Raw genomic sequence first — 18,300 nt, forward strand, 5'->3', positions numbered from 1 at the left:
TATAATGGGCGAGTGGAGCATTGCCAGAAAATATAATAGCTTTTGGGACAGCCTGTTTTTTGAAAAGATATGTATAAATTTGGCAGTGGTATTTTATCGCCATACGTAAATGTGCGTAGCCGTCGCAATCGTTTAAAAGCCTGATAGGAGTGGGTTTTTCCTATCAGGCGAGCGACGAGCGTAGCCCTAGCGAAAAAACACTCACTAGTACTTTAAGAGCTACGGCGAAATTCCACTGCTTCTAAGTAAAGACTAAAAACGAGCTTCAAGGAGGAAACTGAAAAAGTAAACACCACTTTTTCAGTTTCCTTTCTATTCTGCATATGGTAAGTGCACCTCTTCTCTGTTTTAAAAACTTCCGCCGTAGAAATTTTATGAAGTTATTTTTGATAAGTACTTGGTTTAATGGGTTTGTTATTAATTGAAAAACGATTGTTCCTGTTTTCGCTAAAGGACTCACCCTCTGTCCCTTTATATGTGACTAATTATTACCTTAAATAGGTAAGCTTGATACCTAAAAAACCACACTGAATACTCTTTGTATTCAGTGTGGTTTGTTTAACCTCAATCCATACACTAGTAAGAATATCTGGCCCACATAGATCCTGGTCTATCAGTTTTTTGATAAACACCACCTAATGGTCCCCATGGAATCTCCCATGTGCTGTGAACCTGATAATTTATCGCCACATATCTTCTGCTCTCAATAGTAGCCGCAGCGAGTCCCGGTTTAAACTCATCGTAATTACGTAATCCTGAAACTGTCCATACCGCATAATCAGCTGCTCTGTCCTGTATATGACTTACAGAAGCGCTATTATTTGTATCCCAATTGTAATTAAAACCCCAAGGAATAGATACAGAAAAGGAATTGGAACCCCAATTAGTACTTGCAGGATCTGAATCTCTTAACTCATCGTTATCATACACCATTCTATACCAGCTTTCAGTTCGAACTAATCTAGCTCCATTAAATTCTCTATATTGTGTTGCTGACTCCAGATTGAAGTAGTCGTAGTTAGCATCATTGTTATCAATAGAGAATAACCACCAATCTGTAATCGTCCTTCCTGATAAAATCCCTTCACGGTCACAATATATACTTCTGGTTAAGCTATACCTTGAGTCGATAGGTGTCCTGCTATGATCTCCAGTTACTTTTGAGTTAGATATCCACGAAGTAGTGTCATTGTAGTCGTTGAATGACACATCACCCTCTTTTTCTATATCTGTACTTAAGGAAAAGAGAATAGTTTCTAAATATTCTTCAGTAGCAAGGTTATTTTTATTTGATTCGGAAAAGAGAATACTAACAGGCTCACCATTTTCAAACTCTACTGATATTACATTAAATTCTTTATCTTCTTCAACAATAAATTCTTCTCCTTTCAAAGCATACTCTGCGTCTAGCTCTTGAGTAAAGTAATGCTTTATAGGGAGATCTATATTTTCTCTGTTAGTTTCTACATCGATAGGGTAAGTATTGACGTACAAATACTCTTGTCCTAAATACTCAGCAAATACCCTAGGAGTTACTTCCCCATATAAGTGAATTGTAGCGTCAGCCTGGATCGCTTCACTAAAAATATCCTTAGCTTTTCCACCTTCACTAATATCTTTTGCAGAGATTGCAATGTTATTATGTTGGTTTAGAGCAGATCTGTTAACCTTATCTGCAGAAATAACATTATAATCTAAAGCCCCTCTTGTAATATGAAAATCTATCTCTTTTAAAGAATCCGTTGCGATCCCTCGTTTTTCTTGAATATCCCCCCCATTTGACAGCTCTATTTCCTCAGATACAAACAATAAACTATGCTCCGGCGCTTTTACTTCGATCTCATAAGAATCATTAGAGTTTGAGGAAAGGGACAAAATTGGCAAAAAGACTAAGATTACACCAAAACAAAGAAAACACCATGACCACTTCAACGAAAAAAACTCCTTTAAATATTATTTACATATGCTACTTGCAGATAGAACGAAACATATATATTATATATAATTCTATCACATTTGGAACATTTTGGAATAATCGGTCGGAATATTCAGATAACACAACTTGAAATTTTTTGACTTTTATAGTTTGTTTTATTGTTTTGTTTGTTGATTCCCAAAATTTATGATCTATAAAAATAAATAATTTCCGCTCCTTTCTCTACGAAACTACCGTCCATAAGGAGATGAACTGTATTGGTTCTCGTAATAGCCGTTCGAGAATGATGGCTACATGGTCTCCTCTCTCCCCTCAGAGGAGATTCCAGAGTTCGCTAGAGGGGTTATTTTGTAAGATTGTAAGAAGAGTAACACCATTTAATCAATAAAAAATTAGCAATCCATTAAATTTAGTCGGTTTCTCTTCATTTGCACCGGTTGTGGTAATCAATTTAACTGTATTTAATCCATTCTAAATGAACTTTAAAATAAAAACGAACATCAACATAAAAAGATGTCCGTTTTTATTAAACTATTTATTTAGTCTTCATCATCAAATAAAGCGTGCTCCATTCTATTTATATCAGAATCAGCACCTATCACAATGAGTATATCGCCCTTTAATAAAGAGACATCTGCACTCGGTGATACATCAATTGTTTCCCCTCGTTTAATTGCCATTATGTTACATCCATACTTAGCTCGAATATCTAGATCAATAAGCGTTTTTCCATTCACAGTCGTTCCGGCCATTAGCTCGACAATGCTATATTCGTCAGATAGTTCAAGATAATCTAGAACATTTTTTGAAACAATGTTGTGTGCTATCCTAACCCCCATATCACGCTCTGGGTGAACTACTTTATGTGCACCTATTTTATTTAAAACTTTCTCATGGTAATCATTTTGCGCTTTTACTGTTATATGCTTAACACCTTGTTCAACGAGCATTAATGTTGTCAGTATACTAGATTGAATATTATCTCCAATAGCTACGATAACATGATCAAAATTACGAATACCTAAGCTTTTTAATGTATTTTCATCTGTAGAGTCTGCCACAACAGCGTGGGTTGCTACGTTTGCAAAACGGTTCACTTTATCTTCATTTGTATCTATCGCCAAAACTTCCATACCTTGCTTACTTAATGATTCACATATACTTCCACCAAATCTCCCTAAACCGATAACTGCAAATTGTTTTTTCATAGCGGCTTCTTCCTCCATTATCAATACAGCGACAAACGTTTTCTTTCATCATACAAAGGATTTTCTGATCATGCAATGACAAGTACTTACAAAAGATGAAAGATTCATTCGTTTTATATTAATATTGATTATGCTTCACAGTCATATGTTTAAATTGAGCCATAAGCAATTGTTAGTTTATCGTCACACGTTTCGCCTTATAAGCGGTTAAAAAGTTGGCCGACTTAAAATTATGTTAATTTCACTTCTATAAAGAAATCGTATTATCTACGATATTCTTTTACAATAAATAAAGAGGTTGCCAAAGACTTTTACAAGCCATTGCAACCTCCAGTAATTATTATTCTTCTTTTATCCCTAAAACACGGTTTATTCGCTTTGTTAGCATTTTTACTCCGCCACCGCCTGCTTGAAAGTGACGTAATAGCCCTTCCTCATCAAAAACATAATAGCTCGGAACATATTGGTTTTCAAACGCGTCTGTTAACTTATGGGTATTGTCTATATATATTGGTTGATTAATATCATGCTCTGCAGCAACTTTTTTTATTTCTTCTAAATCTAAATCTTTTTCAGACCTAGGCATATGTACCGAGATTACGTTTAATCGATCTTTATATTTATCACGAAACTCATTTATATTTGGCATAGCATCTTTACATAGACCACAACTAATGGACCAAAAATGAATAAGTGTTGCCTTCTTACCTACAAGCTCCTCTTTTGTAACTTCACCATTTAACCAATCTGTAGCCCCGTCTAGTTCAGGCATTGGAGTCCTTAATTTCATCGTTTACCACCTCTTTTTCTTTCAATTATAAGGGTTTATTATGATTAAGAAAAACGTAATGAGGATGACTCAAAAGTCTATTTTTTACTTTTGAGTCATCCTCTAGCTTTCAGGACAGCCTCATTTAACGTCTTTTCTTTATTTCATTATACATGGAGCGTATCTTGACCAGGCTTCCAATTTGCAGGACAAAGGCCACCAGTTTGTAGTGCTTGCAATACTCTTAACGTTTCATCCACATCACGACCAATGTTGTTATGGTTTACGACAGAATACATTAATTCACCCTCTGGACTTATAATAAATAATCCTCGGAGTGCGATTCCTTCATCTTCAATAAGTACACCGTATTCACGCGAAACAGAGTGATTAGTATCTGCAGCTAACGGATAAGCTAATTCACCTAATCCATTTTCATCACGGCTCGTATTAATCCATGCTTTATGTGTGTGAATTGTATCAGTGGATACACCAATTACTTCTGCATCTAAGTCTTCAAACTCATCGTAACGATCACTTAATGATGTAATTTCAGTTGGGCAAACGTAAGTAAAGTCCATCGGATAAAAAAATAATACTGTCCACTTGTCATTACTCATGTTTTCTTCAAGGCTTACCTTTCCGAACTCCTTATTCGGTAAAACAGCGTCCATTTCAAAACGAGGAGCTTGCTTTGCGACCATACGCTTGTCTGACATTATGTATCCCTCCTATGAGATCTACTAAATTATACCAGTTATTATAAAATAGGCATTATTATGAGTCAATTAGCATGTGTGCATGTTTGACAAATTCTTTATTATTATTGTCTAATTTCTTAAAAGTACTCCACATATATTGACACTCTCAGTTAAATAGTATTAATACAGTAGACCATATTGTTTTTTATGGAATTAATCTTATGTTAGAATATATGAACGTTGATTTAATAGAAAGTGAAAGGAGATATAAAATGAACGAATGGTTACAGTCCATTAATTGGGATTCAATTTTGACAAATTTATTAACTGGTGCAATACAATTAATAATTATATTGGCTGTATTCTTTACTGTACGAGCTATCGGAACCAGGCTCATCAGAAACAGCTTTGAACGTATGAGCTCCCAAAAGAACATGTCTGTTGGACGTGTGAAAACATTAGAAAAGTTAGCATTGAATATTTTTTCCTACATACTTATTTTTATCGTTCTCACCTTTATCGTAGGAATTTTCGGATTTAATGTTACCGGATTAATAGCAGGTGCTGGTATTATTGGTTTAGCAGTCGGCTTTGGTGCCCAAGGTCTCGTAAGCGATATCGTCACTGGATTCTTTATCCTTCTTGAAAAGCAACTTGAAGTGGAGGAATACGTAACAGTAGCAGGTATTGATGGCATTGTCGAGGAAGTTGGACTTCGTACTACTAAAATTAGAGGATTTGATGGTACAGTTCATTTTATACCGAACAGAGAAATTGGTAGCCTCAGTAACCACTCACGCTCTAATATGAGAGCATTAGTTGATATTAGTATTGCATATGATGAAAATATTGATGAAGCCATTGCTGTGATACAAAACGCATGTGATACTGTTGCCGCAAACGAAAGCACCATCAAGGAAGGCCCTGATGTAGTCGGAGTTCAATCTCTCGGAGATAGTGATGTCGTTATACGTATCATTGCCAAAACAGAGAATATGGAACAGTGGGCTGTTGAAAGAAAACTGAGAAAAGCAATTAAAGAATCACTTGATGCAAATAATATTGAAATTCCTTTTCCTCATCAAGTCTATATTGAAAAAAAACAATAAAGCCATGTCGAAGAGGTGTTTGAGTTTTCTAGTGACACAGTGGTCTCCTTAGTTGAGGCAACTGTGTCATTATTATGGTGGCCATAAATAAATGATGAAGGTGTTCTACTATACTTACCGAGAGGCTGTTAGTGAATGAGTATATTTACATCCACAATCTAATGTATAGTGTGAAGTGAAGTCTTCAGCTCGCTATCTTACCTTCACAATAGTTTTTCTTCGCTCAAAGGCAGATGGCGGAGCCCCATCTTACCTTCACACTCTTTTTCCTTGCCTCAAGGGCAGTTGGCGGCTTCCCATCTTACCTTCACGCTCTTTTTCTTTTGCTCAAGGGCAGATGGCAGCTTCCCATCTTACCTCCACACTCTTTTTTCTCTGCTCAAGGGCAGTTGTCGACTCGCCATCTTACCTCACTACTATTTTTATTTGCTCAAGGGAAAACGGTAGTTCGTGCCATCTCTACCTTTCAGTATTCTAAGACAGATTCAGCTAATCAACTAACCGACACACAAAACCAAATGAAAAAAAAGATAGTTAGCCCCAAACAGACTAACTATCCTAGCGTTTCTAGCCAAATAAACAGCAATATTTGGTACTAAAAGTATTATTGTTGTTGATTTATACGTTGTTCAACTTCCTGACAAATCTCATCAGCAGTTCGTCCATGTGCATCGATTACTGAAGCTTGCGTAGTTGTATCTTGCATACCCATAACATTTCTATCTTGTCCAGTAATTACACAGCAATCACAGCCAGCAGCATCCTGTTCTTGATTTAACTGAACAACATCATATCCTCGTTCTTGTAAAGCTTGTTGTACATCCGTTAATGATTGTTCTACACCAATTTTTGCCATTATATGTACCTCCTTTAATTGTTACACCATTTAAGGTCACCAAAATTTTGTCATTTATTCTAAAATAAAGTAAAAAAACGCGCAAAGGATGCATTACATCCTTTAGCGCGTCAAAATTATTCACTTTTTAAATAGTCAATCAACAATCGTATTGCACAACCTATCGCTTCTTCGTTCGGGTTAAGCTTAGAAGAATGAAGCCCGTGTTCACTCTCTACACCAAGCCAGAACATGAAACCTGGAATCTCTTCTAAGAAGTAACCGAAGTCCTCCCCAGTCATCGCTTTTTCACATGATTGAAATGTAACGTGCGGTGAATTTTTCGCAAAATGAATAAACGATTCCGTTAACTCCTCTGAATTATAGACTTGGCAATAGTTGGCTCCATAGTCAATCCACGTGTTACATTCAAAGCTCTCTTCAATGCCACGAGCAATATTTTCAATTCGTGACTTAATTCGTTCCATCGCCTCAATAGATAAAGTACGAATAGTTCCTTCTAAACGAGCATTTTCTGCAATAATATTTTGCTTCGTTCCACCAGTGATTTTTCCAATAGTAACAACTGCTGAATCTAATGGTGAAACATTTCTAGCAACGATTGCCTGAAGCTGGGTGACAAAGTGACTAGCTGCTACGACCATATCATTAGCTTGATGTGGATAAGCTGCATGACCACCTTTCCCCTTTAAGTCAATAAATAATTCACTCGTATTTGCAAACAATAATCCTGTTTTCGTGGCTATCGTACCGACAGGAAGTTCTGGCGCAATATGGAGCGCAATCATTTGATCAGGCTTCCACGCTAAAAACTCTTCGGATTCAAGCATTGGCTTTGCTCCACCAGGTCCTTCTTCCGCTGGCTGAAACACGAACAGCAGGTTATCCTGAGGCTGATTTTGTGAAAAATATGTGAGCACTCCTAGAGCAATACTCATATGAAAATCATGCCCACATGCGTGCATCATCCCTTCATGCTTCGAAGGAAAAGATAAACCTGATTCTTCACTTACTGGTAAGCCGTCAATATCTGTACGATACCCGATTGTCTTTTTAGGCTCTAGACCTTGAACCCTCACTAAAATCCCTGTTTTCCACGTTTTCACTTCAATATGTTTTCCAGATAGACTATTCATATAGTCCAGTAAATACGCTTGTGTTTTATTTTCTTGAAAGCCTATCTCAGGTATTTCATGGAGGTCACGCCTAATATGAACAAAAGGAGTAACGGAATACGATAACGCATCGTTAGTCATTTTTTAATCCTCATTTAATTTGCGAAGCTCTAGTTTAATTTCAGTTTTCCCTTTAGTTTTCTCATCAATTTCTTTAATTACCTTAGCTGGAGTTCCAGCAACAACTGTGTTTGGAGGAACATCTTCAGTAACGATCGCACCAGCAGCAACAACAGCTCCTTTACCGACTGTTACCCCTTCAAGTACGACAGCATTAGCACCAACTACTACACCATCTTCTACTACAACTGGCTTAGCCGAAGGTGGCTCAATAACACCTGCTAATACAGCGCCAGCTCCGATGTGACAGTTTTTCCCTACTGTTGCTCGTCCTCCTAAAGTAGCATTCATGTCAATCATTGTACCTTCACCGATAACAGAACCGATGTTAATTGCAGCTCCCATCATAATGACTGCAGAATCTCCAATTTCCACTTGGTCGCGAATAATGGCACCAGGCTCAATACGAGCATGAATATTTTTCATATCTAATAAAGGAATTGCAGAGTTACGACGATCGTTTTCTACTACAAAGTCTTCGATTTTAGCTTCGTTTTCTTTTATAGCTTGTTGAATTTCCTTCCACTCACCAAAAAGAACACCAGTGTCTCCTGTAATAAATGATTTCGTTTTTTGACCGAAATTAATCCCTTCTAGTTGGCCTTTTATATGTACTTTTACAGGCGTTGATTTTTCACTGTTTGAGATAAAGCTAATAATTTCATTTGCATCCATCATTTTCATTTGTTTACTCCTCCTAAGCATTGTTATAAATACATATTTTATCATAGACATTCATATAAAGAATTGCAATGAAAATGCGACAAAGATTGTCCATTTTCGTAAAATTAGTATCATTAGTTTTATTTATTATGGCGCTTTGTTAAACTTTGCTGTTGATTTTCGTTTCAGGACGCTCTCTTATCTCTTCCTCTTCCAGTGAAGCTTCATCGGTCGAGACATCTTCGGCGCTTAGACGTTGCAACTTTTTGCGACACTACTATGGGTTTTCATCGTAATCGCGCAACGAAATGAGCCATTGGCATCACACTGTGGGAACTTCAACTAATGCTATCCTGTAAGCGTCTCGCACCTTTCGTGACAATCAACGTTTACTACACCATTATAAATAAAATATCCACTAACCAACCACTTTTATATTATTTTAACTTATTATCATACATTATTTATTTTTTTCTAAATTTATTATTTCCAGGCCTGTTCTCCGTCCTCAAAACAACAAGCAGAACAAAATAAGCCATAGACATTCTAAAGGGTGACTCGAAAGGTAAAAATCAACCTTTAGAGTCACCCTCTTACTGTGTAAATAATGAATCCTCTGTTAACCAAATGTAAAATGGCGCTGCTTCCTCTTCTTCACGTTCGATCATGATATCATAGTTTTTCCAATCGTAAATTTCCATCCAAAGACCTTCCATCATGTTCATACCTTCTAGTTTTAAATCTTTTTTTAGTGCTTCTTCCACAAGCTCCCACTTCTCATCATCAACTTGCTCAGCAGTAATTGCTATTGCGTTTACATTACTAGTTTCGGGATTGACGAAATACGTTCGCTTTCCATAGTCTAAAAAGTGTCCGCCTTCATACATCCCTTCGTCATCTGCAATTCCAAAAGTACTCTCTACATCCGATTTGGTACTTCCAATATGAATATCTTCCTCAACAAAAATTGCATGTAAGTAGCTTGATACGATTTCTTCGTTGGGATCTATGTTATCTTCTATTAAGTTATCAACCAATTCATTGTTCTCTACTTTTCCAGTCGTTTGATCACTGTCCGCAGCGTATGTTAATGAAAAGTAAGTAGATATAAATAGTATTATTGCGATCACTAGTACCGTGATTTTTTTAGGAATTTTCATGTATTTTAACTCCTTTCCTTATTATTCTATACCCGATTCATATATATTAAACCTTCTCTCATTTAAATTTATATGAGAGAGTTTACTAGATTATACTCACACATTTTTTATGTATTAAATTCACTAAAAGAGACATGCTATCAGTACATGGGATGTAGCTGCAAAAGCAAAATTAGGTCATGCTCAATACGATGCAAGCCTATACAGGTGAAAATCCTGAACATCCCACCACAATATTATCTATATTATAAGACGTTTAAGTCGCTACTGAGGTTTCAGGAAAAAAAGGATATTATTTCTGAAAATAAATAAAAAAACTGAGAAGGATGTCTTCTCAGTTTTTTACTACCTCTTTATATTTTTCGACTAATTGAATAAGCTTATTTTTATCAAAGCCAACTACTTCTTCCTCGTTTAAAAATGTTGAAGGTGTCCCTAATACTTCTTTTGTACGCCACTCTTTAAAGAATGTCTCACTCTCAGAAATATTTTTTTCCACAAAGTCTACTTCTTGTTCTTCTAGTAAATTCTTTACTTTCTCACAGTATGAGCATCCTGAGCTTGTATAGACGACAATGACATTTTCCATCTGTTCTCTCTTCCCCTCATAAATATTTAAACAAAGAAAAACCAAATTCTATTATATATAATTATCTCAGAAAAATCTGTGCTTTTTTTAACAAACTTTAAACTCTTTTTAACAATTACTTATTGTCTTTTTGATTTTCCATATAAATACTCCTACTTGGAAATGCGACAGAAACAGATTCCTCCTGTAAAATATTCATAATTTTTAAGTTAATATCTTCTTTAACCTTTAGATGCTCAACCCAAGCCGTTGTGCGCGTAAAAAAGTAAAGAAAGATATCTAAGCTACTTTCATTAAAATCTGTAAAACGAACCATGATCGTTTCCTGATCAACGTCATCATGATTTCGTAGCATCGCATCAATCCGTTCCACACAGCGTTCGACTTTTTCTTTAGACGTACTGTAAGTGACACCTAACTTAAAAGTTATTTGTCGTTTCCCCATTTGTGTCATGTTAGTTATTGCTTCGTTAGCCAATGTGGAATTAGGAACTGTCACTAATGCTTGTGCAAAAGTACGAACCTTCGTGCTTCTGAAAGAAATATCTTCAACGGTTCCTTCTACACTTGGAGTGATAATCCAATCTCCTGTCGTAAATGGTTTTTCAGTTATAATGACAACGCCACCGAAGAAGTTGCTAATGGAATCTTGTGCTGCCAATGCAAAGGCTAAGCCTCCGAGTCCTAACCCAGCTACAAAACCGTTCACATTAAATCCAAATAAGTCAGCAATAATGGCAATTGCCATAGCTGAAATAAAGAAACGTAACAGTTTTGATACAAATGGCAGTAATATATCATCCTCTTCAACATTAAGTTTTTGCCCTACTTTTACGAAAAGCTGGGACGTTGTACCTGACAAGTTAAATAATCCCCAGGCAACTAAAACAACGATAAATGACATGAATATAGCTTTGACAGGATCATCAAAAACTTCAGGAAAAGGTAAGTAATTAAATGCTACGAAAAAACCAATCATCGTAAAAAACACTCTTAGTGGCTGTTCATACGCGAGTAGCACATTCGTTATCACTTCACTTTTCACTGTTTTAAACATTCTTACAATAAGTTTAAATATGTATTTTGTGAACAGCTTCCTAAAGACATAAAATAGGATAATAATTGCAACCGCAATACCTATTTCTGTCCAATCAAATAAAAAATCTGACATTTCTATAGGGTCTGTTATTTCTTCGGTTTCTTCAATTTCTGTCAATTGTTGCTCCTCCTTGTCCAATTCGACTCTATCAGTACCGCAAGTAACAGATAAATGGATTCTTTTATCATAGTAACTTGAAAAAGGAGAAGTGTAAACGATATAGAGACAAACATATTGTTTGACCACAAATTTAAATAAAGGACTTTGACATTTTTATGACTATTGCTCTCTCGAATAATATAACGTCTCTAAATGGCTATGATAATGATATCCTTGTTTTGTAATGTATTTCACATTAATCTAAATACGTGATGAAAATTATTTGTACTCCACCATTCAATCCTTATATTAAACATAAAATACTATGTTAATTATGAGAGTACCCGCAGGAACAGATGGATGGCATATCAATATCTATTTCCAAGGATTCAGGAATACTTACGTTTTCACTATATGTTAATTGTTTAATTTTCTAAATTTATAAAATAATCAAACTTTTTAAATGGAAACGGTTACAAAATACAACCAAACATGGTTTAATATATAGTAGGGAGTTAATTTTGTATTTAAATACCCGGAGGTGACCGATCAATGTATGCTGTTGATCTAAAAAACGTGTTAAAGAGATTTTCTAACGGTTCCGATATGACTGTTTTATTCAACAATATGAATCTACACGTATCTGAGGGGGAACTTGTAGTTATTACTGGTGGAAAACAATCTGGCAAATCAACATTACTACGCATGATTGCGGCAATGACACCACCAAACAAAGGGTCTGTCACTGTATTTGGTGAGAATTTATTATCCATTAAACAACGTACCGAATGGAGACTACAAAACATTGGGTTTATTACGAACGAAGGTTGTCTTATCCCATATTTAACGGCAAAACAAAACTTGTTATTAGGTATCTCGCCCAACGACCCAAAATATGTTGAAGTCGAATCCCGTGCTGTCGAGATTTTGCGACATTTAGGCTTATCAGATGAAAAAATGAATGAGTCCTTTGAAGGGTTAAGCTCAAAAGAGCAAATCATTACTACTATTGGACGTATTTTTATGACAAACCCAAAACTCATCCTAGCTGATGACCCTACAAACGAATTGTCTGACAATGACGGTCAAGAGGTTTTAAATCAACTCATGCGCTATGCAAAAAAACATTGTTCAACTATCATTATTGCTAGTAACGACCCTTGTATTATGGAAAGTGCTGATCGTGTGTTTGAACTTGAGAACTGCCAACTTCAAGAAAAAGATACTGCAGTATAATGGTCATGACTATTTAATAGCTACTGGAGACTCATAGCTCCTGTAGCTATTTTTATTTCCTTTTTATATAATTTCCACCATGAGAATAATGAGGTGGTGTGCGATTGTATTTTATGTAAATTTTAAAGTAAAAAAGTTGACTATCATATGACACCTGCCTATTCCTAATAACTAGTTTGTTCATACGCTACTATTGGGAACAAAATGTGAGGTGATATATGATGAATCAGGATAATAAGAAAAATTCCTTACAACCGTTTCGTGAGCGGCCATTTGGTGATATTTTGCAATCCATTGATTCCTTTTTTCAAGATGCCGTTAAGCACCTAAAAGCTCCTCGGTTCATACCTATATACCAATATGAAACCGAACAAGAGTATATTGTTGAAGCAGAGCTACCTGGTGTAAACAAAGAACAATTAACACTCGATATTTATCATAATTACATCAAAATCTCTATTTTATCAGAGGAAATTATTCGAGAAGAAAACGATAAGGAACAAATTGTCAAACAAAGCAGCCGATTTGAGCGCTCAGAAAGAGTCGTAGAATTACCTTTTGCCGTCAACGAATCGGAAGTGAAAGCAAAATTGCAAGATGGGTTACTAAAAATCCGCATTCCAAATAAGCGTAAAAAAATCAAAATAGATTAAGGAGGTATATGAGATGGTTTTTCATCCTAACCATGTAAGAAACTATCGTCAACCAAATCATAACGTGTACCCACCACAATATCCTCCACAGCAGATGTATTGGCAGCAACCTATTCAGCAGCAGGCACAAGCACCTCTACAACAGCGACCACAACAACAAGGGTTTAATGGAGGTAATTTGGCTCAAGCTCAAGGGTTTCAGCAACCGCAACCCCCACAACCACCGAAGCCAAAGTCAAGCTTCATGAACGCCTTTAAAAACGAAGAAGGTAAATTTGATTTTGAAAAAACATCCACAACGATTGACCAAGTGATGAAAGTAGGTAACCAAATTAGTCCTATTGTTAAATCCGTGGGTAGCATATTTGGTACAAAAAAATAATACACCTCTAATAACGGGCTACTGCAAGGGACACTGAAAAAGTGAAAGAACATCACTTTTTCAGTGCCCTTGCTAAAGCCCTTTTTTAATGGGAGTATAAATTTGGCGGTGGAAATGATGCCACGCGTAGTAGCGAGAAGATCACTCACTACTACTATAAAGACATCTAGCATCATTTCTTTACCACATTTAAGAAAAGACTAAAACCGAGTTTTACCAAGCTCGGTTTTAGTTTTTCTTATGATAAAATAGATTAAAACGTAAGGAGGCATGTTATATGAATGATGTTATCGAAACAATACTTAATCACCGTTCCATTCGTAGCTTCGTAGACGAGCCGCTATGTAGCGAGCAAATTAAAACAATAGTAAGAGCTGCACAAATGGCATCAACTTCAAGCTACATACAAGCATACACCATTATTGGTGTGAAAAATAAAACGACTAAAGCAACTCTTGCAGAACTTGCTGGAAACCAACCTTATGTAGAAAAAAACGGACATTTCTTTCTTTTTTGTGCTGATTTACACCGCCATGAGGTTTCAGGAAAAATAGAGAATGTGAATGTTTCTAAGTCTTTAGAAAGTACTGAAAAGCTTCTCGTTTCTATCGTTGATGCATCTCTTGCTGCACAAAATGCAACATTAGCAGCAGAATCAATGGGACTTGGTATTTGTTATATTGGTGGTATAAGAAACAATATTGACAAAGTTGCCGAGTTGTTAAAGCTCCCTTCCTATGTCATCCCTTTATTCGGATTAGCGGTTGGTGTACCAGAAAAAGATACAGAACAAAAACCACGATTACCTTTTGATAATATTTACCATGAAGAAGAGTATCTTCAAGATGAAACAACGTACATCAATCATTTAGACGAATATAATAAAACAGTTTCAGCTTATTATGAGAGACGTACAAAAGGAAAACGGTCAGACCGTTGGACAGAGCAAATGGCTGACATGCTAAAGGAAGCAAAGCGTACGCATATGAAAACCTTCCTTCAAAATAAAGGGTTTATGAGAGATTAATACTTTTTTTTGCAATAGTCCATTTATAAAAGACTAAGTGAGTCAACGACTATATATTGAAAACTATTAAACAGTGGCGAAAAAGTTGTATTCACTGATACAATATTTATAGATGTAGGAGGCAAACAATCTATCATCGATGAAGGAAAGAATGACTTGTACTACTTGCTGGCAAGTAAAATTTCAAACAGAGTATTATATGCCATATTTAGTTAAATGATCATTGCTACAAATAAGATCCAACACACAAGGAGGAGTAAAAAATGACGAAGAAAATGAACGTAGAAAGCTTTAACTTAGATCATACAAAAGTGGTTGCACCATATGTGCGCTTAGCTGGTACGACAGAAGGCGTAAATGGAGATAAAATCTTTAAATATGACATTCGTTTCTGTCAACCGAATAAAGAGCATATGAAAATGCCAGGTCTTCACTCTTTAGAGCATTTAATGGCTGAACTGAGTCGAAATCACCATTCTCAAATTGTTGACATTAGTCCAATGGGGTGCCAAACTGGCTTCTACCTATCTATTATTAATGATGAAAGCTATGAGAATGTGTTAAACTTACTAGAAAAAACATTAAACGATGTACTTGAAGCAACTGAAGTTCCAGCATGTAATGAAGTACAATGCGGTTGGGCTGCATCCCACTCATTAGATGGGGCAAAAGAAATAGCGGAAAAAATGCTCGCTAAAAAAGACGAATGGACACAAGTTTTTTCTGAAGAAGTATAGGTGAGTGATAACCTTCAAGTATATACAAAGCTATTGAACGGGCATTAATATTAGCTTTCCATTTTCTACGGTTCATACTTTCAAAGGTTATTTTATCTATGAGAGTACAACAAATATATCCCCTCGAATTTGCGAAGGGGATTTTTGTATTATTTATACAATTTTATTTTTTCTAATACCACTATATGTTACAGGCATAATTGCAAGAATATTTTCACGATGAAAACTGCGATAGCTTTTCCTCAAATGACAAAAACCACTTAGCCATTTACTATCAAAACGGTCTATTGATACCATCCTCTTTGTTACTAATCCTTTTTTTGATAAGTACATGATGATGATCGGTTTTCCCGCACTTTTTGCTTTTTCTAATAACGTATCCATAAAAAAATTCCTCCCTCCTACTGAAGAAAACAGAACAAACGTTCTATAACCATATTATAAGAACGTTTGTTCTGTTTTGCAACAATTATTAGGAAGACCACTGTTTTTTGCTAAAAATTGCACTAAATCCCTTTTTAGTCTCTTCTTTTTCGCATTCTTCACCAGCTAGTTGAATGTGTTCAATCAATTTATCGATAATTTTCGTTCGTGACGGTTCAACAAAAGTTGCTTTTGTTTCTTCACTATTTAATTCCTCGATGATTTTACTAAGCACCGTTTTACTATTTAAAACAACGATGTTGGGATATTTTACAAGAACGGTTTGGTTAACCTTTTCTTGTCCAGGTAATGGAGATAGGATTCCTGTAGGAATTTTCCATCGAATCGCTTCGGCCATGGATACTCCGCCTGGTTTCGAAATAAAGAAATCAGCCGCTTTCACATATTCACTATAGTTTTCACAAAACGGTAAAAAACGAATAGTCGTGCCATTAGTCAAAGTCAACGGCTCGGGACACTTATTGACACTTTTACCCATAAACCAAATAACGTGGGCAGGAATGTCATTATTGTTCAACAGCTCCATTATTAATTTCTTACAATAATATCCTTCTCCACCACCTGATACTACTATGACATACTGATTATCGGGGAGCTTCAACACTCTTCGAAGCGTTTCCCTTGGCCTAGATTCATCCCACCTTTTAATTAATGGGATGCCGTAAGAATAAACAGGGATGCCATTTCTCTTTATCGTCAACAATTCACTCTTCTCTGCAATAAACATGGCATCTAACCCTTTACTTATTGACATCTTATGTGTAGAAAAATCAGTAAGCACTGCAAACACTTTTGGACGATTAAATTGTTTTTTCTTAATAAAAAGACCTACTTGAGTAGCTAATGGGTGTGTCGTTACAATCACATCAAACTTTCTTTCTTTACAGTAAAGATAAAGACTTTTCCACAAAAAGTAATAACAGGCGCTTAACATGATCGGTGTATATGATAAATTCGTTACGTGGTACGTCCAATCCCATAACTTCGGTAATCGGTTAATACAGTTGAAATAAGCTTGTCTTATTAATGATGCATGCGAATTTTTCATATAGGAAAAAATATCGACAATTTCTGCTTCATACCCTCTATCTTCCCATTCTTCCTTTATTGCACGACTCACCTGATGATGGCCATGACCCACTGATATTGAAAAAATAACCATTCGTTTAGGCATTTTTCTCACTCCATATTAGATCTAATAGTAGTATCACAGAGTTTTGCTCAATCCATACAAAAATAAGAAAAACTTTTAATTAGCTTGGGAAGCTAGTTAAAAGTTTTTCATTATTATCATATACTTAAGTTTGAATACGCTGATAAAGAAAAAATTATAAGTAGGATCGGTAAAAGAAGTCCAATAATGCTGCAAACTAACCCTGCTATCGCCATTTTCCTTCCTCTCTGTTTCGTACGCTTAATCTCACTCAAGCCTAATAAACTAAACACTAAGCCGACGACAGCGATTATGATCCCAAATAACCAAAAAATAATAAAAACGATAGAGCAAATTCCTAGTACAAGCCCAGCAATTGCTTTTCCATTCTGTTTGTCATCTAAAGTACGTTCTTCGACAGCACCGTTATTTCTTTCTTTTACAACTTGAGAGATCTCCACTTCATCAATAATTTGTTCGGCTAACCTATCAACAGGTAAAAATTCCTCTAATGCCTCCTCTGCAGCATCTATATCCGATTTACCTTGCGCTTTTTTCTCTTCTACTAATGATTGTAGGTGTCCTTCAATCTCTAACACTTGTTGCCTTCTTTCCTCTGTTGATAAATATGTAAGTTCATTAGATAAATCATGTAAGTATTGCCGAATAGTTGGATTAGTTGTCCTTGACATCGTTCCCCTCCTTTAAATGCTCCAAAGCTTTATAAAGCTCTTTATAATCATTCATTCGAAGCTCTACGACTACTTTCCCTTCCTCTGTGATCTCGTAATACTTTCTCCTCGGTCCATCGGCAGATTCCTGCCAATACGATTCAATCCATTGCTTTGTAACCATTCTTTTTAATATTGGATAAATAGATCCTTCCGCTAATGTAAATAATGGAACCTGATTTAAGCGTTGGGTCAACTCATATCCATACATCGCTTTCTTTCGAATGAGTAAAAGAATGGCTAATTCATATACACCTTTTTTTAACTGAACAATCCACTGATCATGTTTAATATCCATAACCTAACTATATATGAGTGACACCTAGATGTCAATAACACATAGCTAGTTAAATAATCGAATTAACTGCTGTAAATTTTCAATTCAAAATAATAAAAGACTTAAAACTTTGTGGAGCTAGTTTTAAGTCTTTTATAGAGCAGGAGTGTCCCCTG

20 protein-coding genes are annotated in these 18,300 nt (G+C 35.8%); 6 read left to right on the plus strand and 14 right to left on the minus strand.

Going from position 1 to position 18,300, the window contains the following annotated elements:
- Nucleotides 1–576 precede the first annotated feature (576 nt).
- The 4 genes from BCELL_RS13265 to BCELL_RS13280 all read right to left on the minus strand — a co-directional run bounded on the left by BCELL_RS13265 (nucleotide 577) and on the right by BCELL_RS13280 (nucleotide 4,632).
- The gene (locus BCELL_RS13265) at nucleotides 577–1,932 is read right to left on the minus strand and encodes a hypothetical protein (protein ID WP_013489263.1); all 1,356 of its coding nucleotides are present in this window, start codon (nucleotides 1,930–1,932) and stop codon (nucleotides 577–579) included.
- 543 nt (nucleotides 1,933–2,475) lie between these two features.
- Entirely contained in the window at nucleotides 2,476–3,144 is a 669-nt protein-coding gene (locus tag BCELL_RS13270; RefSeq protein ID WP_013489264.1) for a potassium channel family protein, read from the minus strand.
- Nucleotides 3,145–3,484: 340 nt separating this feature from the next.
- Complete coding sequence (locus BCELL_RS13275) at nucleotides 3,485–3,934, minus strand: redoxin domain-containing protein (RefSeq protein ID WP_013489265.1); 450 nt, start codon at nucleotides 3,932–3,934, stop codon at nucleotides 3,485–3,487.
- Nucleotides 3,935–4,080: 146 nt separating this feature from the next.
- Nucleotides 4,081–4,632, minus strand: coding sequence for a peroxiredoxin (locus tag BCELL_RS13280; protein WP_013489266.1), 552 nt, complete (start codon nucleotides 4,630–4,632; stop codon nucleotides 4,081–4,083).
- Between the two features lie 254 nt (nucleotides 4,633–4,886).
- Here BCELL_RS13280 and BCELL_RS13285 point away from each other — a divergent pair, with 254 nt between their 5' ends.
- Nucleotides 4,887–5,723 (plus strand): mechanosensitive ion channel family protein, encoded by an 837-nt coding sequence (locus BCELL_RS13285; RefSeq protein WP_013489267.1) that lies wholly within the window; start codon nucleotides 4,887–4,889, stop codon nucleotides 5,721–5,723.
- Nucleotides 5,724–6,327: 604 nt separating this feature from the next.
- Here the strand turns inward: BCELL_RS13285 and BCELL_RS13290 are convergent.
- From BCELL_RS13290 to BCELL_RS13315, 6 genes are all read right to left on the minus strand, one after another.
- A complete protein-coding gene (locus BCELL_RS13290) occupies nucleotides 6,328–6,579 on the minus strand; it encodes a YkuS family protein (protein WP_013489268.1) in 252 nt (83 codons plus the stop codon).
- Nucleotides 6,580–6,695: 116 nt separating this feature from the next.
- On the minus strand, nucleotides 6,696–7,835 hold the full coding sequence (locus BCELL_RS13295; protein ID WP_013489269.1) for an N-acetyldiaminopimelate deacetylase: 1,140 nt from the start codon (nucleotides 7,833–7,835) through the stop codon (nucleotides 6,696–6,698).
- A gap of 3 nt (nucleotides 7,836–7,838) precedes the next feature.
- On the minus strand, nucleotides 7,839–8,558 hold the full coding sequence (gene dapD / locus BCELL_RS13300; protein WP_013489270.1) for a 2,3,4,5-tetrahydropyridine-2,6-dicarboxylate N-acetyltransferase: 720 nt from the start codon (nucleotides 8,556–8,558) through the stop codon (nucleotides 7,839–7,841).
- A gap of 572 nt (nucleotides 8,559–9,130) precedes the next feature.
- Nucleotides 9,131–9,697: a hypothetical protein gene (locus BCELL_RS13305; protein ID WP_013489271.1), complete on the minus strand. Its 567-nt coding sequence runs from the start codon at nucleotides 9,695–9,697 to the stop codon at nucleotides 9,131–9,133.
- Between the two features lie 334 nt (nucleotides 9,698–10,031).
- Nucleotides 10,032–10,286 carry a glutaredoxin family protein gene (locus tag BCELL_RS13310; protein WP_013489272.1) on the minus strand — a complete coding sequence of 85 codons (255 nt, stop codon included), beginning with the start codon at nucleotides 10,284–10,286 and terminating at the stop codon, nucleotides 10,032–10,034.
- Nucleotides 10,287–10,401: 115 nt separating this feature from the next.
- Entirely contained in the window at nucleotides 10,402–11,502 is a 1,101-nt protein-coding gene (locus BCELL_RS13315) for a mechanosensitive ion channel family protein (protein WP_013489273.1), read from the minus strand.
- 534 nt (nucleotides 11,503–12,036) lie between these two features.
- On the opposite strand from BCELL_RS13315, the gene BCELL_RS13320 reads away from it, so the two are divergent.
- The 5 genes from BCELL_RS13320 (at nucleotide 12,037) to BCELL_RS13340 (ending at nucleotide 15,519) form a co-directional block, all read left to right on the plus strand.
- Complete coding sequence (locus BCELL_RS13320; RefSeq protein WP_013489274.1) at nucleotides 12,037–12,720, plus strand: ABC transporter ATP-binding protein; 684 nt, start codon at nucleotides 12,037–12,039, stop codon at nucleotides 12,718–12,720.
- Nucleotides 12,721–12,938: 218 nt separating this feature from the next.
- Nucleotides 12,939–13,373, plus strand: a complete 435-nt coding sequence (locus tag BCELL_RS13325) for an Hsp20/alpha crystallin family protein (protein WP_013489275.1) — start codon at nucleotides 12,939–12,941, stop codon at nucleotides 13,371–13,373.
- A 13-nt stretch (nucleotides 13,374–13,386) separates the two neighbouring features.
- Nucleotides 13,387–13,755 carry a YppG family protein gene (locus tag BCELL_RS13330; RefSeq protein ID WP_013489276.1) on the plus strand — a complete coding sequence of 123 codons (369 nt, stop codon included), beginning with the start codon at nucleotides 13,387–13,389 and terminating at the stop codon, nucleotides 13,753–13,755.
- Between the two features lie 277 nt (nucleotides 13,756–14,032).
- Nucleotides 14,033–14,782: an oxygen-insensitive NADPH nitroreductase gene (gene nfsA, locus BCELL_RS13335; protein WP_013489277.1), complete on the plus strand. Its 750-nt coding sequence runs from the start codon at nucleotides 14,033–14,035 to the stop codon at nucleotides 14,780–14,782.
- Between the two features lie 263 nt (nucleotides 14,783–15,045).
- The gene (locus BCELL_RS13340) at nucleotides 15,046–15,519 is read left to right on the plus strand and encodes an S-ribosylhomocysteine lyase (RefSeq protein WP_013489278.1); all 474 of its coding nucleotides are present in this window, start codon (nucleotides 15,046–15,048) and stop codon (nucleotides 15,517–15,519) included.
- A gap of 153 nt (nucleotides 15,520–15,672) precedes the next feature.
- Here BCELL_RS13340 and BCELL_RS13345 read toward each other — a convergent pair whose 3' ends face one another.
- The 4 genes from BCELL_RS13345 to BCELL_RS13360 form a co-directional block, all read right to left on the minus strand.
- On the minus strand, nucleotides 15,673–15,903 hold the full coding sequence (locus BCELL_RS13345; RefSeq protein WP_013489279.1) for a hypothetical protein: 231 nt from the start codon (nucleotides 15,901–15,903) through the stop codon (nucleotides 15,673–15,675).
- Nucleotides 15,904–15,991: 88 nt separating this feature from the next.
- Nucleotides 15,992–17,137, minus strand: a complete 1,146-nt coding sequence (locus tag BCELL_RS13350; protein ID WP_013489280.1) for an MGDG synthase family glycosyltransferase — start codon at nucleotides 17,135–17,137, stop codon at nucleotides 15,992–15,994.
- A gap of 116 nt (nucleotides 17,138–17,253) precedes the next feature.
- Nucleotides 17,254–17,808 carry a DUF4190 domain-containing protein gene (locus BCELL_RS21665; protein ID WP_013489281.1) on the minus strand — a complete coding sequence of 185 codons (555 nt, stop codon included), beginning with the start codon at nucleotides 17,806–17,808 and terminating at the stop codon, nucleotides 17,254–17,256.
- The gene (locus BCELL_RS13360) at nucleotides 17,792–18,145 is read right to left on the minus strand and encodes a PadR family transcriptional regulator (protein ID WP_013489282.1); all 354 of its coding nucleotides are present in this window, start codon (nucleotides 18,143–18,145) and stop codon (nucleotides 17,792–17,794) included. The genes BCELL_RS21665 and BCELL_RS13360 overlap by 17 nt, the downstream gene beginning before the upstream one ends.
- Nucleotides 18,146–18,300: the final 155 nt, after the last annotated feature.

The sequence above is a fragment of the Evansella cellulosilytica DSM 2522 genome (assembly GCF_000177235.2).
GTDB classification, from domain to species: domain Bacteria; phylum Bacillota; class Bacilli; order Bacillales; family Salisediminibacteriaceae; genus Evansella; species Evansella cellulosilytica.